This window comes from Arthrobacter sp. AD-310, from assembly GCF_054656615.1.
Map to the genome: position 1 here is coordinate 1 of NZ_BAAHNO010000015.1, position 17,266 is coordinate 17,266.

15 protein-coding genes are annotated in these 17,266 nt (G+C 67.2%); 4 read left to right on the forward strand and 11 right to left on the reverse strand.

Annotated elements, in window-relative coordinates:
- Positions 1 to 517: acVLRF1 family peptidyl-tRNA hydrolase (locus tag ACYQ1Z_RS10715; protein ID WP_459792503.1), on the forward strand; the 517-nt coding region annotated here is incomplete at its 5' end.
- Between the two features lie 43 nt (positions 518 to 560).
- Here the strand turns inward: ACYQ1Z_RS10715 and ACYQ1Z_RS10720 are convergent.
- The 3 genes from ACYQ1Z_RS10720 to hisS all read right to left on the reverse strand — a co-directional run bounded on the left by ACYQ1Z_RS10720 (position 561) and on the right by hisS (position 4,765).
- Complete coding sequence (locus tag ACYQ1Z_RS10720) at positions 561 to 1,382, reverse strand: GNAT family N-acetyltransferase (protein WP_459792504.1); 822 nt, start codon at positions 1,380 to 1,382, stop codon at positions 561 to 563.
- Between the two features lie 71 nt (positions 1,383 to 1,453).
- Positions 1,454 to 3,256 (reverse strand): aspartate--tRNA ligase, encoded by a 1,803-nt coding sequence (gene aspS / locus ACYQ1Z_RS10725; protein WP_459792505.1) that lies wholly within the window; start codon positions 3,254 to 3,256, stop codon positions 1,454 to 1,456.
- 138 nt (positions 3,257 to 3,394) lie between these two features.
- Positions 3,395 to 4,765 carry a histidine--tRNA ligase gene (gene hisS, locus ACYQ1Z_RS10730; protein ID WP_459792506.1) on the reverse strand — a complete coding sequence of 457 codons (1,371 nt, stop codon included), beginning with the start codon at positions 4,763 to 4,765 and terminating at the stop codon, positions 3,395 to 3,397.
- 244 nt (positions 4,766 to 5,009) lie between these two features.
- Here hisS and ACYQ1Z_RS10735 point away from each other — a divergent pair, with 244 nt between their 5' ends.
- From ACYQ1Z_RS10735 to ACYQ1Z_RS10745, 3 genes are all read left to right on the forward strand, one after another.
- Complete coding sequence (locus tag ACYQ1Z_RS10735) at positions 5,010 to 5,828, forward strand: peptidylprolyl isomerase (protein ID WP_459792507.1); 819 nt, start codon at positions 5,010 to 5,012, stop codon at positions 5,826 to 5,828.
- A 67-nt stretch (positions 5,829 to 5,895) separates the two neighbouring features.
- Positions 5,896 to 7,380: a DUF349 domain-containing protein gene (locus ACYQ1Z_RS10740; protein ID WP_459792508.1), complete on the forward strand. Its 1,485-nt coding sequence runs from the start codon at positions 5,896 to 5,898 to the stop codon at positions 7,378 to 7,380.
- A gap of 93 nt (positions 7,381 to 7,473) precedes the next feature.
- Positions 7,474 to 8,205: a hypothetical protein gene (locus ACYQ1Z_RS10745; protein ID WP_459792509.1), complete on the forward strand. Its 732-nt coding sequence runs from the start codon at positions 7,474 to 7,476 to the stop codon at positions 8,203 to 8,205.
- On the opposite strand, the gene ACYQ1Z_RS10750 is transcribed toward ACYQ1Z_RS10745, so the two are convergent.
- The 8 genes from ACYQ1Z_RS10750 to ACYQ1Z_RS10785 all read right to left on the reverse strand — a co-directional run bounded on the left by ACYQ1Z_RS10750 (position 8,086) and on the right by ACYQ1Z_RS10785 (position 17,263).
- Positions 8,086 to 10,473, reverse strand: coding sequence for a RelA/SpoT family protein (locus ACYQ1Z_RS10750; protein ID WP_459792510.1), 2,388 nt, complete (start codon positions 10,471 to 10,473; stop codon positions 8,086 to 8,088). The two genes, ACYQ1Z_RS10745 and ACYQ1Z_RS10750, sit on opposite strands and share 120 nt — an antisense overlap.
- 175 nt (positions 10,474 to 10,648) lie before the next feature.
- Positions 10,649 to 11,659, reverse strand: a complete 1,011-nt coding sequence (secF, locus tag ACYQ1Z_RS10755; protein WP_459792511.1) for a protein translocase subunit SecF — start codon at positions 11,657 to 11,659, stop codon at positions 10,649 to 10,651.
- Positions 11,659 to 13,416 carry a protein translocase subunit SecD gene (gene secD, locus ACYQ1Z_RS10760; RefSeq protein WP_459792512.1) on the reverse strand — a complete coding sequence of 586 codons (1,758 nt, stop codon included), beginning with the start codon at positions 13,414 to 13,416 and terminating at the stop codon, positions 11,659 to 11,661. Before secD ends, secF begins: the two co-directional genes overlap by 1 nt.
- A 92-nt stretch (positions 13,417 to 13,508) precedes the next feature.
- Entirely contained in the window at positions 13,509 to 13,928 is a 420-nt protein-coding gene (yajC, locus tag ACYQ1Z_RS10765; protein WP_459792513.1) for a preprotein translocase subunit YajC, read from the reverse strand.
- A 134-nt stretch (positions 13,929 to 14,062) separates the two neighbouring features.
- A complete protein-coding gene (gene ruvB / locus ACYQ1Z_RS10770; RefSeq protein WP_459792514.1) occupies positions 14,063 to 15,151 on the reverse strand; it encodes a Holliday junction branch migration DNA helicase RuvB in 1,089 nt (362 codons plus the stop codon).
- Entirely contained in the window at positions 15,144 to 15,788 is a 645-nt protein-coding gene (gene ruvA, locus ACYQ1Z_RS10775; RefSeq protein WP_459792515.1) for a Holliday junction branch migration protein RuvA, read from the reverse strand. Before ruvA ends, ruvB begins: the two co-directional genes overlap by 8 nt.
- A gap of 90 nt (positions 15,789 to 15,878) precedes the next feature.
- A complete protein-coding gene (gene ruvC / locus ACYQ1Z_RS10780) occupies positions 15,879 to 16,457 on the reverse strand; it encodes a crossover junction endodeoxyribonuclease RuvC (protein WP_459792516.1) in 579 nt (192 codons plus the stop codon).
- Positions 16,458 to 16,507: 50 nt separating this feature from the next.
- Complete coding sequence (locus ACYQ1Z_RS10785) at positions 16,508 to 17,263, reverse strand: YebC/PmpR family DNA-binding transcriptional regulator (protein WP_459792517.1); 756 nt, start codon at positions 17,261 to 17,263, stop codon at positions 16,508 to 16,510.
- Between the last annotated feature and the right edge of the window lie 3 nt (positions 17,264 to 17,266).

The following is a 17,266-nucleotide window of genomic DNA, read 5'->3' on the forward strand; positions in this document are numbered from 1 at the left end:
CGGTGCGGAGGCGCTCCTGCAGGCCCCCTGGCCGGCGGACGGCCGGCCGGGACGCGGGACCGACGGGATCGAGCGGCTGGCCTCGCTGGCGTCCCAGCCGCGACGGCTGGGACTCCTGCTGGTCCGGCGCGGCGGCTACGCCGTCGGCATCGCCAGCGAAGGGACCCTGCTGGCATCCAAAGCAGGGACGAAGTACGTGCAATCCCGGACCGCGGCGGGCGGCCAGTCGCAGCAGCGGTTCGCGCGCCGGCGCTCCAACCAGGCCGACGCGCTGGTGGACGCCGTCGCGGCGCAGGCCGCCCTCGTTTTCGCTGCCGAGCCATTTGAGTACATTGTCCCGGGCGGTGACCGTGCCATGGCCGACCTGGTCCTCGGTCATCCATCGCTCAAGAACTATGCCCGGCTGCCCCGGCTGGCGTACCTCGATGTTCCCGAGCCCCGGGCTGCGGTGCTGAAAAAGGCGGCGGCCGATGCCTGTTCGGTGCGCGTGCAGGTGACGGACGCACCCGGTGGTTAGGCATGTCGGAACCGGCTTTCGGCCAGCCCGGCCACGGGCTCCGTCAGCAGCCGGCCAGGGCGCGCCGCGGCGGGTCCTGCCGGTAGTGGTACCGTGCGGTTTCCTGGAACCCCGCTGCGGAGTACAGCGCCTGCGCTGCATCGTTCGCGGCAGTGACCAGCAGCCAGTAGCCATCCAGGTCCCGCGCGGCTCCCTCGGAAAGCAAGGCACGCAGGACGGCTGTGCCATATCCCTGGCGGCGGCTGTCCTTGTGGGTGGCCATGCAGTAGATGCCGCCCCGGCGCCCTGGTCCATTCGGAAGTGCCAAACGTCCCACGGCCGCGGGCCGGCCGTCATCGTCCCGCACCAGGGCGTAGACAGCCAGGCAGCCGGTCAGGATGTCCCGCGCGGTGGCGAGGGCGTCGTCACCGCCGCGGCCGTCGATGTCCCACCACAGGTGCAGCCACTCGTCCGATGGTTCGCCGGAGAGTTCGACCGTGCGGCCGTTATCCGCGGTGCCGGCTTCTTCCGGGGCACCCGGCCATGGACCACGCGTCATGACCAGGGTTTCGGACTGCCGGGTGAAGCCCAGGCCGTCAAGGAACGTCGTCAGGGATGCCATCCGGCCGTCCTCCAGAACCTGGAAGATCACCGGAAGCCGGCGGCTGCGGTACCAGGAGCGGGCGCCGCGGAGCATCGCCGGAAAGCCGGCGGCGCCTTCGTCGGAATCCTGCCGTGGCCAGATGGAGTTGGCGCGCTGCGTCACTCCCCCGGCGGCACGGAGAACCCACCCGTCCGCTTCATGCCGTTCCGACGCTGGCCAGGCGGCATCCATGGCGCTCTCAAGGTCTGACAGGTCTGCGTGCAGGGGCCTGGCAGGGGCCATGGATCCTCCTCGGTTAACGGCAGGAGGCTTCCCGGCCTGGCCGGGAAGCCTCCTGCCAATCGTGCTGTTGCCTACTTGGCAACCGCCTCGGCTTTCTTCGCCTCTACGGGTTTCGTGGCTTCCGGTTTGAAGTCCACGCCGGCTTCCTTGCGCTGCTGCGGCGTGATCGGGGCCGGTGCGTCGGTCAGCGGATCGTGGCCGCCGCCGGACTTCGGGAAGGCGATGACGTCGCGGATGGACTCAACGCCGGCCAGCAGGGACACCACGCGGTCCCAGCCGAACGCGATGCCGCCGTGCGGAGGCGCGCCGTACTTGAAGCCCTCGAGCAGGAAGCCGAACTTGGTCTGGGCGTCCTCCTTGTCCAGGCCCATCAGTTCGAAGACGCGCTCCTGGACGTCGCGCTGGTGGATACGGATGGAGCCGCCGCCGATTTCGTTGCCGTTGCAGACGATGTCGTAGGCGTAGGACAGTGCGGACTCCGGGTCCTTGTCGAACGTGTCCAGGAACTCGGGCTTGGGCGAGGTGAACGCGTGGTGCACGGCCGTCCACTGGCCGGCGCCGACAGCGACGTCGCCGGAAGCGACGGCTGCAGCAGCCGGTTCGAACATGGGTGCGTCGACAACCCAGCAGAACGCCCAGTCGTTGGGGTCGATCAGTCCGGTACGGTGGCCGATTTCCACGCGGGCGGCGCCCAGCAGCGCCCGGGACGGCGTCTTCTCGCCGGCGGCGAAGAAGATGCAGTCGCCCGGCTTGGCTCCGACGGCGTCGGCGAGCCCGGCGCGCTCGGTGTCGGTGAGGTTCTTGGCCACGGGGCCGGCCAGTTCGCCGTCCTCCTTGTAGAGGACGTAGGCCAGGCCCTTGGCGCCGCGCTGCTTGGCCCACTCCTGCCAGGCGTCAAGGGCGCGGCGGGCCTGGGAGGCGCCGCCGGGCATGACCACGGCTCCCACGTAGGGGGCCTTGAACACACCAAAGTTGGTGTCCTTGAAGAATTCCGTGAGCTCGGTCAGTTCCTGGCCGAACCGCAGGTCGGGCTTGTCCGAACCGTAGCGTGCCATGGCGTCGGCGTAGGTGATCCGTTGGATGGGGGTGGGGATTTCGACGTCGATGAGCCGCCACACCGCCTGGACGATGTTTTCGCCCAGGGTGATGATGTCGTCCTGGTCCACGAAGCTGGCCTCGATATCCAGCTGCGTGAACTCCGGCTGGCGGTCCGCGCGGAAATCCTCATCACGGTAGCAGCGTGCGATCTGGTAGTACTTCTCGAAGCCGCCCACCTGCAGCAGCTGCTTGAAAAGCTGCGGGGACTGCGGAAGTGCGTACCAGGAACCCGGAGCAAGACGCGCCGGAACCAGGAAGTCCCGGGCGCCTTCCGGCGTCGAACGCGTCAGTGTGGGGGTTTCCACCTCGACGAAGCCGTCCTTGTGGAGGAGTTCGCGGGCAACACGGTTGGCCTCGGAGCGCAGCCGCAGGTTGCGGCTGGGGCCGGGGCGGCGGAGGTCCAGGTAGCGGTGCTTCAGGCGCGCTTCCTCACCGACTTCAACGTGCTCGTCAATCTGGAAAGGCAGCGGCTCGGAGGTGTTGAGGATGGTGACGTCCTCGGCGATGACCTCGATGTCTCCGGTTGCCAGCGCGGGATTCTCGTTGCCTTCCGGGCGCTTGGAGACCGTGCCGGTGACCTGGAGGACGTACTCGTTGCGCAGGCCGTGGAAGACCTCTTCCTCACGGACCACAACCTGGGCCACGCCGGAGGCATCGCGCAGGTCCACGAATGCCACACCACCGTGATCACGGCGGCGGCCCACCCAGCCGGCCAGGGTTACGGTTTGTCCAATGTGCTCGGAACGAAGGGATCCGAGGTCATGTGTGCGCAGCACAGCACACCTTTCTTGAGAAGACAGCGGGAAAACAGCTGGAAATGCCAATGGATCGTTGCAGCAACGGTCCTGTCCGAGTTTACCCGCTGCACAGGAACCGCCGCCCCACACCGGATCCGGCGCCTGGCCGGGGAGCGGTCAGACGGCCGCCGCGGCCTCTTGTGTGGTGGCCACCTGGACGGAAAGATCCGCAGCCGGCGGAGTCCACGTCTCCGGGGCGGCGAGCACCTGCTCCCCCGAGCGGATGTCCTTGACCTGGTGCGTGCCGTCGTCGTCGGTGAACCAGACGAAGGGGATGCCGCGGCGGTCCGCGAACTTGATCTGCTTCCCGAACTTCTCCGCCTTCGCCGCCACCTCGGTGGGAATGCCGCGGCTGCGCAGCTGGGCCGCGACGTCCTGCGCGGCCCCCCAGCTGTCGTCGTGCGTCAGCGCCACCAGCACGGCAGTGGGGACGGAGCGGGACGCTTTGGCGAGGTCCTGGCTGAGGATGCGTGACACGAGCCGGGTCACGCCAATGGACAGGCCGACGCCGGGGAACTTGCGGTTGCCCTTGGATGCCAGGGCGTCGTACCGGCCGCCGGAGCAAATGGAGCCCAGCTGCTCGTGCCCCACGAGGACCGTTTCCACGACAGTGCCGGTGTAGTAGTCCAGCCCGCGCGCGATGCTGAGGTCGGCCAGCACCTTGCCCGGCGCGCGCTGCACGGCTGCTTCGATGACCTGCTCGAGCTCGGACAATCCCTCGTCCAGCAGCTCGTTGCTGACACCGAGTGCGCGAACCTGGTCGACGAAGGACGTGTCCTCGGTCCGGATCGCTGCCAGCTGCAAAGCCTTCTGCGCCTGTTCGTCCGTTGCGCCCAGCTCGGATTTGAGGAGTTCAGCCACCTTTTCCGCGCCGATCTTCTCGAGCTTGTCGATGCTGCGCAGCACGCCCGCGGTGTCGTCAAGGCCTATGCCGCGGTAGAAGCCCTCCGCCAGCTTGCGGTTGTTCACCCGGAGCCTGAAATCCGGGATGGGCAGCGCGCTGAGGGCCTCGGCGATGACCAGTGCGATCTCGACGTCGTAGCGGAAGGGCAGCTCGCCGTCGCCCACGACGTCGATGTCCGCCTGGGTGAATTCGCGTGCCCGGCCCTCCTGCGGGCGCTCGCCCCGCCACACTTTCTGGATCTGGTAGCGCCGGAAGGGAAACGCCAGGTAGCCGGCGTTTTCGACCACGTACCGGGCGAAGGGGACCGTCAGGTCAAAATGCAGGGCGAGGGCGTGGGGATCGGCCTTGCCCCCCTTGACAGGGTTGTCGCTCTCATCCTCCTGGAGGCGGCTGAGGCCGTAAACCTCCTTGTCGATCTCACCCTTGCGCAGCAGCTGGCCCACGGTCTCCACTGCCCGGGTTTCAATGGACGCGAAGCCATGGAGTTCGAAGACCCGGCGCAGGGTGTCCAGGACATGGAGTTCCACCAGCCGCTCCTCGGGAAGCCACTCGGGGAATCCGGACAGGGAGGCGGTGCGTGCCATGGAAAGTTCTCCTCTTAATGCGCCGGTAACCGGCCGCGTCGCGCCATTGGGGGCGTCATCCGGCGGCAGTCCAGCCAGTCATGCATAAACTATGTGCGGCAGTCAGTTTATGCGTCATCGGTGTGCATCTCTAATGCGCGGCAGCGGCAGGGCTCGGCGGTCAGAAAACCGCCCTGCGGGCCGGGATGCCCGAGGCGGCAGCCCGGCAACATGGGCGCAGCAGCCCGACAATAAGGAGGACCCCTTGGCGGCCAGTTCACGCAGCACCCGCGAAGCCAAACGGCGCATCCAGCAGATGGAGGCCAAACGCGAGCTGCGCCGGGACCAGGAAAGCCGGCGCAAGCGCGACAACCTCGTGGCCGCCGGCGCCGGGACCGCCGCCGTGGTGCTCGCCGTCGTACTCCAGCTCACCGCTTTTGCCGGCAACCCGACCGAGGATGAATTCGCGGCGGCCGAAGCAGGGCTGACCAGCCCCTCAGCTTCAGCAGACCCCTCCGCGAATCCCACGCCGCAGGCCACGAACGGCCCCAACATCCCGGCCGCGGATACCGCGGCGGGCAAGACCTTCACAGGCGAACTCGTCCTGAACGGCAGCCCGCTGGGCGTGGAGCTCGACGGAACCGCCGCACCGCAGGCGGCCGCCGTGTTCAAGTCGCTCAGCGATGAAGGCTTCTACAGCGGCAAGACATGCCACCGCCTGACGACGTCCGACGCTTTCGGAGTCCTGCAATGCGGCTCCCCCACCGGCGACGGGCAGGGCGACCCCAACTACACCTGGGGGCCGCTGGAAAACACCCCGGCAGACAACATGTATCCGGCCGGCACCATCGCCGTTGCCCGCACGGGAAACAACGCCTACGGCAACGGCACACAGTTCTTCATCGTGTACAAGGACACGGCCATCCCGGCCGACACGGCCGGCGGCTACACAGTGGTGGGCAAGGTGACTTCGGGCCTGGACGTGGTGTCCAATATCGCCGCTGCCGGGATCACGCCCGGAAGCAGCGACACAGACGGCGCGCCCGTGCAACCAGTCACGATAGACTCGTTTTCTCTGAAGTAGGACGCCCGGCCAGCGCGGCCGCGGTGCAGAACGTGAGCAGTTCCCTCCAAGCGAAAGACTTTTAGCGGTGACAGACAGTCAGAAATCCGACGAAACAGCAGCAGACCTGACCGGCGCGGCGGCCCCCGCCCCGGAGGAAGCAGGAACTGAAGCCTCGGGTGCCCCGGCGACGGGGACACAGGCAGCGCCGACGCCCGGACCCCGGCCTTCCGCTCCGTCCCCGGCCGCGTTCGCTTCGCGCCCCAAGCCGGCGGCTGCAGCCCCGGCAGCTGCCCCGGTCCAGGCACCGCCGGCCACGTCCCTGGCTGAGGCCTCCAAGTGGGGCCGGGTGGAAGGCGACGGGCACGTCTTCCTGACGATCGACGGCGGCGAACACCCGGTCGGCCAGTACCCCGGCGTGAGCGACGACGAGGCGCTTGCCTACTTCGCGCGGAAATACGACGACGTCGTGGCGCAGATCGTGCTGCTCGAACAGCGCGTCGGCTCCAAGGCGCCCAGCACCGACATGCAGAAGACCGTGACGCATCTGCGCGAGCAGCTTGCCGAGCGGAACATGGTGGGCGACCTGCGCGCCGCGGAGGAGCGGCTGGACAAGCTCACGACGCAGATCGCCGAACTCGAAAAGGCGGAGAAGGCCGAGCATGAAGCCGTCCGCGCCGCCGAACTCGCTGCCCGGGAAGCCATTGTTGCCGAAGCCGAGCAGATCTCGGGCCAGGACCCGGCCCAGACGCAGTGGAAGACCTCCAGCGCCAGGATGAACGAGCTCTTCGAGAACTGGAAGGCTGCTCAGAAGAGCGGCGTCCGGCTGGGCCGCAGCAACGAAGACGCGCTCTGGAAGCGGTTCCGGGCCGCCCGCACCGTGTTCGACCGCCACCGCCGGGCCTACTTCTCCCAGCTGGACAGCAACAACTCCGCCGCCAAGGCCGCGAAGGAGAAGCTCATCGCCGAGGCGGAGGCACTGTCCACGTCCACGGACTGGGGATACGCGGCCGGCGAGTACCGCCGCCTCATGGACCAGTGGAAGGCATCACCGCGGGCGAGCCGCAAGGACGACGACGCCCTGTGGGCACGTTTCCGCGCCGCCCAGGACGTCTTCTTCACCAACCGGCAGGCCGCGAACGACGAGATCGACCAGGAGTACGCCGCCAACCTCACCGTCAAGGAAGCACTCCTGGCGGAAGCCAACGCAATCCTCCCCGTCAAGGACCTGGCAGCCGCGAAGAAGGCGCTGCAGTCCATCCGCGACCGCTGGGAGGATGCCGGCAAGGTCCCGCGGGCCGACATGGGCCGCATCGAGGCAGGCCTGCGCAAGGTGGAGGACGCCGTCCGGCACGCCGAGGAAGAGCAGTGGCAGCGGTCCAACCCGGAGCGGAAAGCACGCACCAACAGCGCCCTCTCCCAGCTTGAGTCCGCCATTGCCGGCCTGCAGGACGACCTCGCCAAGGCTGAAAAGAGCGGCGACCAGCGCAAGATCAAGGCGGCACAGGAAGCCCTCGCGGCACGCCAGGCCTGGCTCGACCAGATCCAGCGCTCGGCCAGCGAGCTTTCCTAGGCCCGTTCGGCCCTGACACAGGCCCGGTCCCGGTTATCCACATAACCGGGACCGGGCCTGTGTCGTCCGGCGCGTACCCGGCAGGATGGGTGCATGGCGACTCCTCCCGCTCCCGTCCCCTCCCCCGCGACCGTCCTGCTCGCGGAGAACCCGGCGCCCCGGTTTCCCGAGCTCTACGCTCCCGGCAGGCCGTTCGCCGGCCCGGAACTGCAGGCCCTCGCCGCCGACGGGCTGCTGGCGCGCTTCCATCAGCACGGGTACACGCTTCCCGGGGTTGCCGCGTCCGCGCAGTTGCGGGCGCGGGCTGCGGCAGGCTCCGTGCCGCCTGCCGTCCGGCAGCGGGTAGTCGCCGGCCGGATGACCGCAGCGTGGATTTACGGGTGTGCCGCGGAGCCGGACCGGCTTGCCCTCCTGGTTGACGCGAAGCGGCGCGTGTCCGGACTGCGCAATACCCGCGGCTGCACGCTCCACGAGGTCAAGCTGGGCCCGTTCGACGTCGTCAGCATGGGCGGGCTGATGGTGTCCAGCCCGCTGCGGACGGCACTGGATATCGCCCTGCACGTGGACGCGCCGCGGGCCGTCCCCGCACTCGCCGGGCTGCTCGCCCGTCCGGAGCGGGACGTGCGGCTTAGGCTGCTGGTGCTTGCCATCGAAGCCTCCCCGCGGGTGCCGCATAAAAGGGCGGCGCTGGAGAAGCTGGCGGCCCTAGCTCCGGCGCTTGTTTCCGGTGGTCCGGTAGACGTCAAAGACCCCGTCAATGCGGCGGACGGCGCTGAGGACGTGGCTGAGGTACTTGGGGTCACCCATCTCGAAGGCAAACTTTGAGATCGCCACCCGGTCCGTGGACGTGTGGACGCTTGCGGCAAGGATGTTCACGTGGTTGTCGGACAGTACACGGGTTACATCGGAAAGCAGTGACTTGCGGTCCAGGGCTTCGACCTGGATCTCAACCAGGAACACGCTGGACTGGGTGGGTGCCCAGTCCACGTCGACGATCCTGTCCGGCTGGTCCTTGAGGTCAGAGATGTTGGTGCAGTCCGTCCTGTGCACGGAGACGCCCGAGCCGCGGGTGACAAAGCCCAGGATGGGGTCCGGCGGGACCGGCGTGCAGCAGCGTGCCAGCTTGACCCACACATCGCCCACGCCCCGGACCACAACGCCGGAGTCGGAGAAACGCGCCTTGGTGACCTGGGTCGGGATGCTGACTTCGGAGATGTCGTCGTCGGTACTCTCGTTGCCGCCGAGGCTCTCGACGAGCTTCTCCATTACAGCCTGGGCAGACGTGTGCCCGTCGCCCACCCCTGCGTAGAGGCCCGAGATGTCCACGTACTTGAACTCTTCGGCGACCGCCGCCAGGGCTTCGTGGGTCATGAGGCGCTGCAGCGGAAGGTTCTGCTTCCGCATGGCGCGGGTGAGCAGTTCCTTGCCGCGGTCGATCGCTTCCTCGCGGCGTTCCTTGCTGAACCACTGGCGGATCTTGTTGCGCGCCCTGGCGCTCTTGACGAAATGCTGCCAGTCCTGGCTGGGCCCCGCGCCCTCCGCCTTGGAGGTGAAGATCTCCACCCAGTCGCCGTGGTTCAGTTCGCTGTTGAGCGGCACCAGCTTGCCGTTGACCCGGGCGCCGATGGTCCGGTGCCCAACCTCGGTGTGCACGGCGTAGGCGAAGTCGACCGGTGTGGAACCGGCGGGCAGGGCCATGACTTCACCTTTGGGGGTGAAGACAAAGACTTCGCGGGCGTTGATTTCGAACCGCAGGGAATCCAGGAATTCGCCCGGGTCGGACGTTTCCTGCTGCCAGTCCACGAGGGAGCGGAGCCAGCCCATGTCCCCGTCGCGCGGACTTCCGGGCCCCACCGCGGTGCGGTTGGGCTGGTCCTTGTACTTCCAGTGCGCCGCAACGCCGTACTCGGCGCGGCGGTGCATCTCGTGGGTGCGGATCTGGATTTCCACCGGCTTCCCGCCGGGTCCGATCACGGTGGTGTGCAGCGACTGGTACATGTTGAACTTCGGCATCGCGATGTAGTCCTTGAACCTGCCCGGCAGGGGGTTCCAGCGCGAATGCATGGTGCCGAGGGCCGCGTAGCAGTCCCGGACGGAGTCCACCAGGACACGGACGCCCATGAGGTCGTTGATGTCGTCGAAGTCCTTGTCGCGGACGATCATCTTCTGGTAGATGGAGTAGTAGTGCTTGGGACGGCCGGTGATGGTGGCCTTGATCCGGGCGGTGCGCAGATCTTCGGTGATCTGGTCGCGGATGACACTGAGGCTCTTCTCGCGTTCGGGGGTGCGGTCCCCCACCATCCGCACGATTTCCTCATACACCTTGGGGTAGAGCGCCGCGAAGGAGAGGTCCTCGAGTTCCCACTTGATGGTGTTCATGCCCAGCCGGTGCGCCAGCGGGGCGAAGATCTCCAGGGTTTCGCGGGCTTTGCGGGACGAGGATTCCGCGGACACGAACCGCCAGGTGCGGGCATTGTGCAGCCGGTCGGCCAGCTTGATCATGAGGACCCGGATGTCCTTGGCCATGGCCACGACCATCTTGCGGACCGTCTCGGACTGGGCAGCCTCGCCGAAGCTGACCTTGTCCAGCTTGGTGACGCCGTCCACCAGCATCGCAACCTCGGGACCGAAGTCGCGCTTCAGGTCCTCAAGGGTGTACGGCGTGTCCTCCACCGTGTCGTGCAGCAGCGCAGCGGCCAGGGTGCTGCCGCTCAGGCCGAGTTCGGCGAGGATGGTGGCCACCGCCACCGGATGGGTGATGTACGGGTCGCCGCTCTTGCGTTTCTGCCCCCGGTGGCTGCGTTCGGCCACGTCGAAGGCGCGCTGGATAAGGTCGAAGTCCTCTTTGGGGTTGTTGGCCCGTACAGTCCTCAGCAGGGGTTCGAGGATGGGCGAATAGGTGGCGGTTCCGCGTCCGGTCAGGCGGGCGAGCCGGGAGCGGGTGCGTTCCCGGCGTCCGGGGAAGGTGGGGCGGGAACCGGAGTTGTCAACGGGCACCAGGGAACCCGGGCGCGCTGCTGCGAGCCCGGTCTGGACACCGGCGGGATTCTTGTCTCCCTGTGCCGTTGGCGCCGACGCCGAACGTTCTTCCAATGAAGCACCCCTCCACCACCGTTTTAATTACCTCAGTCTATTCCTCACCGGCGGGACTTTTAAAACCGGCGGTCAACGTGAACGGGCCGGGCAGCGCCAGTCGGCGCTCCCCCCCCCCCCCCCCCCTGCCCATTCCCGTTGTGGAAACGGGTTGATCCGGCGGGTTTCCGGCGGGTCAGGCCGTGGCGGGCTCGGCCGGAGCGGGCCGGCCGGCCGCACGGCGCTGCTCGACCCGCTTGGCCTGCTTGACCAGGTCGGGTTCGCGCTGGCGCAACCACGCGTACATTGGCGCGGCCACGAAGATGGTCGCGGCTGTGCCGATCAGGATTCCCACGAACAAGGCCAGGGACAGGTCCCGCAGCGTGCCGGCACCGAGCAGGCCGGCACCGATGAAGAGGATCGCCCCGACCGGGAGGATGGCCACCATCATGGTGTTGATGGAACGGACCAGCGTCTGGTTGACGGCAAGGTTGACCTCCTCGGCGAAGGTGCGCCGGGTGGAAATATCGATATCGGCGGTGTTTTCGCGGATCTTGTCGAACACCACCACGGTGTCGTAGAGCGAGTAGCTGAGCACGGTCAGGAAGCCGATGATCGCCGACGGCGTGACCTCGAAGTCGCTGAGGGCGTAGACACCGGCAGTGATGAACATGGTCACCACCATGCCCGCGATCGCAGAGAGCGACATCTTCCAGGTGCGGAAGTACAACGCCATCAGCACCGCAGCCAGGAGCACGAAGATCACCAAACCGATCAGGGCCTGCTTGGTGACGTCAGCGCCCCACGTTGGGCCCACGAACGTTGACGTCACCTCATTGTCGGTCACGCCGTAGGCGTTGGTGAGTCCCTCCTTGATCCGGAGGGTTTCGTCGTCGGTGAGCTTGTCCGTCTGGATCCGCATGGTGGTTCCGGCGACGTTCGCCACGCGGGGGACGCTGCCGGACACCACGTCCGTGACGGCCTTCTCACCCAGTGAAGCGTCGGTGGTCTGCACGTTCGAGACAGTGAATTCCGAGCCGCCGCGGAACTCGATGCCGAGGTTGAAGCCGCCCTTGACCGCCGGGATGATGATGGACAGGGCAACAGCGGCGGCGGCGATGAGGAACCAGATCTTCTTGGAACCCACAAAGTCGTAGGAACGCTTTCCGGTGTAGAGCTCGTTGCCGAAGTTGGCGAAGCCGGACATTACTTGTTCTCCTTCGCTGCGGTCTTGGAGGAGCCTGCGAGCTGCTCCTGCTTCTCCGCGAGGCGGCGTTCCGCGATGGTCATCCTGCGTTCGGCTTCAGCGGCAGCGCCGGTGTTCTTGGTGCGCACAACGGCAGGCCGGTCCTCCGGGGTCCGGAGGCGCCCGGCACCGCGGTACAGCGGCACGGCTCCCAGTCGCTTGGGGTCCAGTCCGGAAAGCCGGTGCCCCTCGCCAAAGAACCGGGTTCGTGCCAGCAACTGCAGGGTGGGATGCGTGAACATGAAGACCACGATGAGGTCGGCGATGGCGGTCAGGCCCAGGGTGAAGGCGAACCCACGGACGTTGCCCACGGCCACGAAGTAGAGCACGAGAGCGGCCAGCAGGTTCACCGCCTTGGAGGCGAGGACGGTGCGCTTGGCACGCTTCCATCCGTTTTCGACGGCGGAGACCAGTCCGCGGCCTTCGCGGAGTTCATCGCGGATCCGCTCGAAGTACACGATGAACGAGTCTGCTGTCTGGCCGATGGCCACGATGATGCCTGCGACACCGGCCAGGGAGAGCCGGTAGTTTTCGGTCCAGCCGAGGATGGCGATGGCGAGGTAGGTCAGGACACCGGCCACCACCAGCGACGCGATGGTGACGAAGCCAAGCGCCCGGTACTGGAACAGCGAGTAGACCACGACCAGCAGGAGCCCGATCAGGCCTGCCAGCAGGCCCATGCGCAGCTGTTCGCCGCCGAGGGTGGCCGAGATCTGCTGCTCGCTCTGGATTTCGAAGCTGATGGGGAGCGCCCCGAAGCGGAGCTGGTCGGACAGGACCTTGGCGGTCTGCTCGGTGAACCCGCCGGTGATCTGGGGGCGCCCGTCGGTGATGACGGCAAGCGCGCGCGGCGCCGAGATGACCTGGTCGTCCAGGACGATGGCGAACTGCGCTTTGGGGTCGGTTCCCGACTCGCCGCCGGCGGCCACGTAGAACTGGTTCAGGCGTTCGGTGACCTCTTTGAACTTGGCCGTACCCTCGTCGTCGAACTGGATGTTGACCGCCCAGTCGTTGGTGACGGCGCCCTGGGCACCTTGCTGCAGCTGGAAGGAGGAGGTGACGATGTTGCTGCCCTTGACCTCCACGGGACCCAGGATGTACTTGATCGCCGGGTTTGTGCCGGTTGCCGGTTCGCACGTGACCAGCGGCTTGGCCGGGTCGGAGCGTTCCTGTTCGTCCTGCGAGGGGTTGTCGCAGTCCAGGGCCTCGAACTGCCGGTAGACCTCGGGGGTGATCCAGTTGACGTCGCTGCTGTTGGCGGGCTCGGCCGTTGGCTTGGGCAGCTGGTCCTCGGGGGCCCGCTGGTCCTCGGGAACTGCTGCGCCGGCCCCGTTGAGAAGGACGGGACGGAAGTTCATGTCCGCGGAGGCCTGGATCAGGTCCCGGGTCTGGCTGGAGGGCGTGCCCGGAAGGCTGACTACCACGTTCCGACCGGACTGGGTGCTGATTTCCGCCTCGGCGACACCGGAGCCGTCAACGCGCTGGCGAATGATCGCCACGGCCTGGTTGAGCTGTTCCTCATTGATGTCCGAACCGCCCTCGACCTTGGGCGCCAGGATCATCTGGGTGCCGCCTTCGAGGTCCAGAGCCAGTTTGGGTGCCCAGCTTGCCTGTCCGCTGAGGGTGCCGCCGGCCAGGACAGCTGTCAGCGCGGCGATGATTACGCCGAGCCACACCAGTACCCTGAGGCCTGGTTTCTTAGGGCCAGTTCGTGCCATTGTCGATCTTTCTCGTGATCACGGGGAAACCGCCGGTGCCTGCTGTGGCCGGCACCGGCGGCACTCCGCAGCGGTAGAGGGGACGGTCGGGACTAGTTGTCCTTTTTACCCTCGTCGTTGAGGCGCTTCAGGGTTTCGTCCGGGGTTTCGGGGGCCGGCGTGGTGGTGCCGGCATCCGGCCCCGCAAGGGTGGAGTCATTCGGGCCGGCAAGGGCTGACGCGTCGTTCGGGACGACCGGCGCCTCGGACGCGGGTACGGCGGCGGGCTCCACGATCTTGGTGACGGCCTGCCGGTGCACGGTGGCGAGGTTTCCGGGGGACAGCTCAAGGGTGACCTTGTTCTCGGCCTCGTCCATGTCCACAATGCGGCCGAAGAGACCAAAGCTGGTCATGACCTCGACGCCGGGACCGAACTTGGACTGGAGCTCCGCCTGCTGCTGCTGCGCCTTCTTGTTGCGGCGGAACATCATGAAGATGAACACGCCGAGCATGACGAACAGGAGAATTGACATTGGATCCAAGGGGAATTCCGTTCTTTGTACGAGCCTGGCTGGTTGCCGGCGGCGCGGGGCTTTGATGCACACAACAAAGACCCGAACGTGCCGGGCGTCATACCAGTCTAAAGGGAAAACCTGAAGGGAGCCTGTTACCGGCTCTCCGGCGTCCAGTCCCCCGGCTCTTCCACTGCCCCGGTTTCGGGATCGAAGAGGTCCAGTTGTTCCTGCGCGAAGACTCCGGACGGAATGGCGTAACCCAGGTGCGTCCAGGCCGGCGCCATGGCAATCCGTCCCCGGGGCGTCCGGCCCAGGAGTCCTTCACGGACCAGGAATGGTTCAGCCACGGTCTCCACGGTTTCGGTTTCTTCGCCGACGGCGATGGCCAGCGTCGAGAGCCCCACCGGGCCGCCGCCGAATTTGGTGATCAGCGCCTCAAGGACGGACCGGTCAAGCCGGTCCAGGCCCTTTTTGTCCACTTCATACATGTCCAGCGCGGCGGACGCCGCCCGCGCGTCGATCTGTTCGACGCCGTGGACCAGCGCCCAGTCACGGACGCGGCGCAGCAGCCGGTTGGCGATACGGGGGGTGCCGCGGGAGCGTCCGGCGATCTCGGCGAACCCGGCAGAGTTCACCTTCAGGTCCAGCAGCCCGGCCGAGCGGCGGAGGACCAGTTCCAGTTCCGGGACGGTGTAGAACTCGAGGTGCCCGGTGAAGCCGAACCGGTCCCGCAGCGGTCCGGGAAGCAGGCCTGCCCGGGTGGTGGCTCCCACCAGGGTGAACGGCGGAAGTTCCAGCGGAATTGCTGTGGCACCGGCACCCTTGCCCACCACGATGTCCACCCGGAAGTCCTCCATGGCCATGTACAGCATTTCTTCGGCGGGGCGGGACATGCGGTGAATTTCATCGAGGAACAGGACCTCGCCCTCCGACAGGGAGGACAGGATGGCGGCGAGGTCGCCGGCGTGCTGGATTGCCGGGCCGCTGCTGAGCCGCAGGGGCGCGTTCATCTCGGCTGCGACGATCATGGCGAGGGTGGTCTTACCCAGCCCGGGCGGGCCGGAAAAGAGCACGTGGTCGGCGGTGCGGCCGCGCATGCGGGAGGCCTGGAGCACCAGGGACAGTTGCTTCCGCACGCGGTGCTGACCGACGAAGTCGTCGAGGTTCTTGGGCCGGAGGGCCGCCTCGATGGCGCGCTCCTCGGGCTCCTCCCCCGCCGCTACCAGTGACGGTTCAGCCACGGCTGCCTACGCGGTTTCCGGCACGGGCACCGTCCTGGCCCAGCCAGCGGAGCGTGGTGCGCAGGATTTCGGGGACGTTGCCGCGGAAGGACACCTCGGGGTCGTCCGCCAGTGCTTTGTCAATGCTGGATGAGGCGTCCTTTTCGGACCAGCCAAGGCTGGTCATGGCCGCAATGACCTGCGGCTTCCAGGAGGCCTCGGCGGCGGTCGGGGCGGCAGCGGCAGCTGCGGTGCCGTGCGGGACAAGTTTCCCGGCAAGTTCCAGCACGATCCGGCCGGCCACCTTGGGACCGATTCCCGGCACCTTGGTGAACGCTTTGCTGTCCTCGCTGTGCGCGGCAACCCGGATGGCCTCGGGGTCGTGGACCGCCAGGACGGCGAGGGCAAGGCGGGGGCCGACGCCGCTGACGCTGAGCAGCACGTCGAAGACCTCGCGTTCGTCATCCGTGGCGAACCCGAACAGCGTCAGGGAGTCCTCCCGGACGATGAGGGAGGTGAACAGTTTCCCCTCCTCACCGGTCCGCAGCCCGCTGAGCGTCCGGGGCGTGGCATAGACACTCATGCCGGCGCCGTTGAGGTCGATGACAGCCGTGGACAGGCCCACGTGCGCAACTGTCCCGCGGAGGAAACTGATCAAGGCCTGGCTCCTGGTGCATGCCCGGCCACGCGGAAAGGCGGCCGGCTATCCGAACATATCTACGAATACCCTAGCAAGCGGTATAGGCATTCAGCGTGCACGGCGCGCCTTGGCCTCGGCTTCAGCCCAGGCCCGCTGCGCCGGTGTGAGCGCTGAGCTGCCGGGACCGGTGGTGGCAACTGCGGCGCCGCTTCCCGCCCGCCACGCGTGGGTGATGGCCAGGGCGAGGGCGTCGGCGGCGTCCGCGGGGCGGGGCGGCGCCTCCAGCCGCAGGATCTTCGTGACGAGCTTGGTGACTGCGTCCTTGTTGGACGAGCCACTGCCGGTCACCGCCGCCTTGACCTCCGACGGCGTATGCAGCGCCACCGGGATCCCCCGCCGGGCCGCGGCGGCAATCACCACGCCGGATGCCTGCGCGACCCCCATCACCGTACTGACGTTGAGCTGGGAGAAAACGCGTTCGACGGCGAGTACCTGCGGCTCGTAGCGGTCCAGCCATTCGTCGATGGCCGTGGCGATCACCAGGAGGCGCCGGTCCAGGGTTTCCTCGGGTGAGGTTCCCACCACCCCGACCGCCACCATGGTGGCCCGGCGGTTGCGTTCAACATCCACGACGCCGATGCCGCAACGCGTGAGGCCGGGGTCCACACCCAGTACCCGGAGGGTCACAGGTCCCCGCTTCCCGCAGCCGGACCCGGTTCAGGAGGCAAGGCGAAACGTCACTCGGCTTCGAGCGCGGCCTGGACTTCGTCGCTGAAATCGGCGTTGCTGTAGACGTTCTGGACGTCGTCGAGTTCCTCGAGCGCATCGGCCAGCTTCATGAACTTGCGTGCGCCGTCAACGTCCAGCTCCACCTGCATCGAGGGAACGAACTCCACTTCGTCGGTGTCGTATTCGATGCCGGCTTCCTTGAGCGCTTCGCGGATCGCGGGAAGATCCCCCGGCTCCGAGTGGATCTCGAAGGTTTCGCCGTTGTCCTTGACTTCCTCGGCGCCCGCATCGAGGACGGCCATGAGGACGTCGTCCTCGCCAAGACCGTTCTTGGGCAGGTTCACCACACCCTTGCGGGTGAAGAGGTAGCTGACCGAGCCGGGGTCGGCGATGGTGCCGCCGTTGCGGGAGATGGCGAGGCGCACCTCGGAGGCGGCGCGGTTCTTGTTGTCGGTGAGGCACTCGATCAGCAGTGCCGAGCCCTGCGGGCCGCGGGCCTCGTACATGATCTCGGTGTAGTCCACCACTTCGCCGGTGAGGCCGGCGCCGCGCTTGATGGCACGGTCGATGTTGTCGTTCGGCACCGAGGTCTTCTTCGCCTTGGTGACGGCCAGTTCAAGGCCGGGGTTGCCTGCCAGGTCCGGTCCGCCCATGCGGGCAGCAACTTCGATGTTCTTGATCAGCTTGGCGAACGACTTGGCACGCCTGGCGTCGATGACGGCTTTCTTGTGCTTGGTCGTCGCCCATTTGGAGTGGCCTGACATGCT

Excerpts from the sequence above, each read along its gene's own strand:
- ACYQ1Z_RS10720 (WP_459792504.1), bottom strand. The coding sequence starts at position 1,382 with ATGGCCCCTGCCAGGCCCCTGCACGCAGACCTGTCAGACCTTGAGAGC.
- hisS (WP_459792506.1), bottom strand. The coding sequence starts at position 4,765 with ATGGCACGCACCGCCTCCCTGTCCGGATTCCCCGAGTGGCTTCCCGAG.
- ACYQ1Z_RS10745 (WP_459792509.1), top strand. The coding sequence starts at position 7,474 with ATGGCGACTCCTCCCGCTCCCGTCCCCTCCCCCGCGACCGTCCTGCTC.
- secF (WP_459792511.1), bottom strand. The coding sequence starts at position 11,659 with ATGTCCGGCTTCGCCAACTTCGGCAACGAGCTCTACACCGGAAAGCGT.
- secD (WP_459792512.1), bottom strand. The coding sequence starts at position 13,416 with ATGGCACGAACTGGCCCTAAGAAACCAGGCCTCAGGGTACTGGTGTGG.
- yajC (WP_459792513.1), bottom strand. The coding sequence starts at position 13,928 with ATGTCAATTCTCCTGTTCGTCATGCTCGGCGTGTTCATCTTCATGATG.
- ACYQ1Z_RS10785 (WP_459792517.1), bottom strand. The coding sequence starts at position 17,263 with ATGTCAGGCCACTCCAAATGGGCGACGACCAAGCACAAGAAAGCCGTC.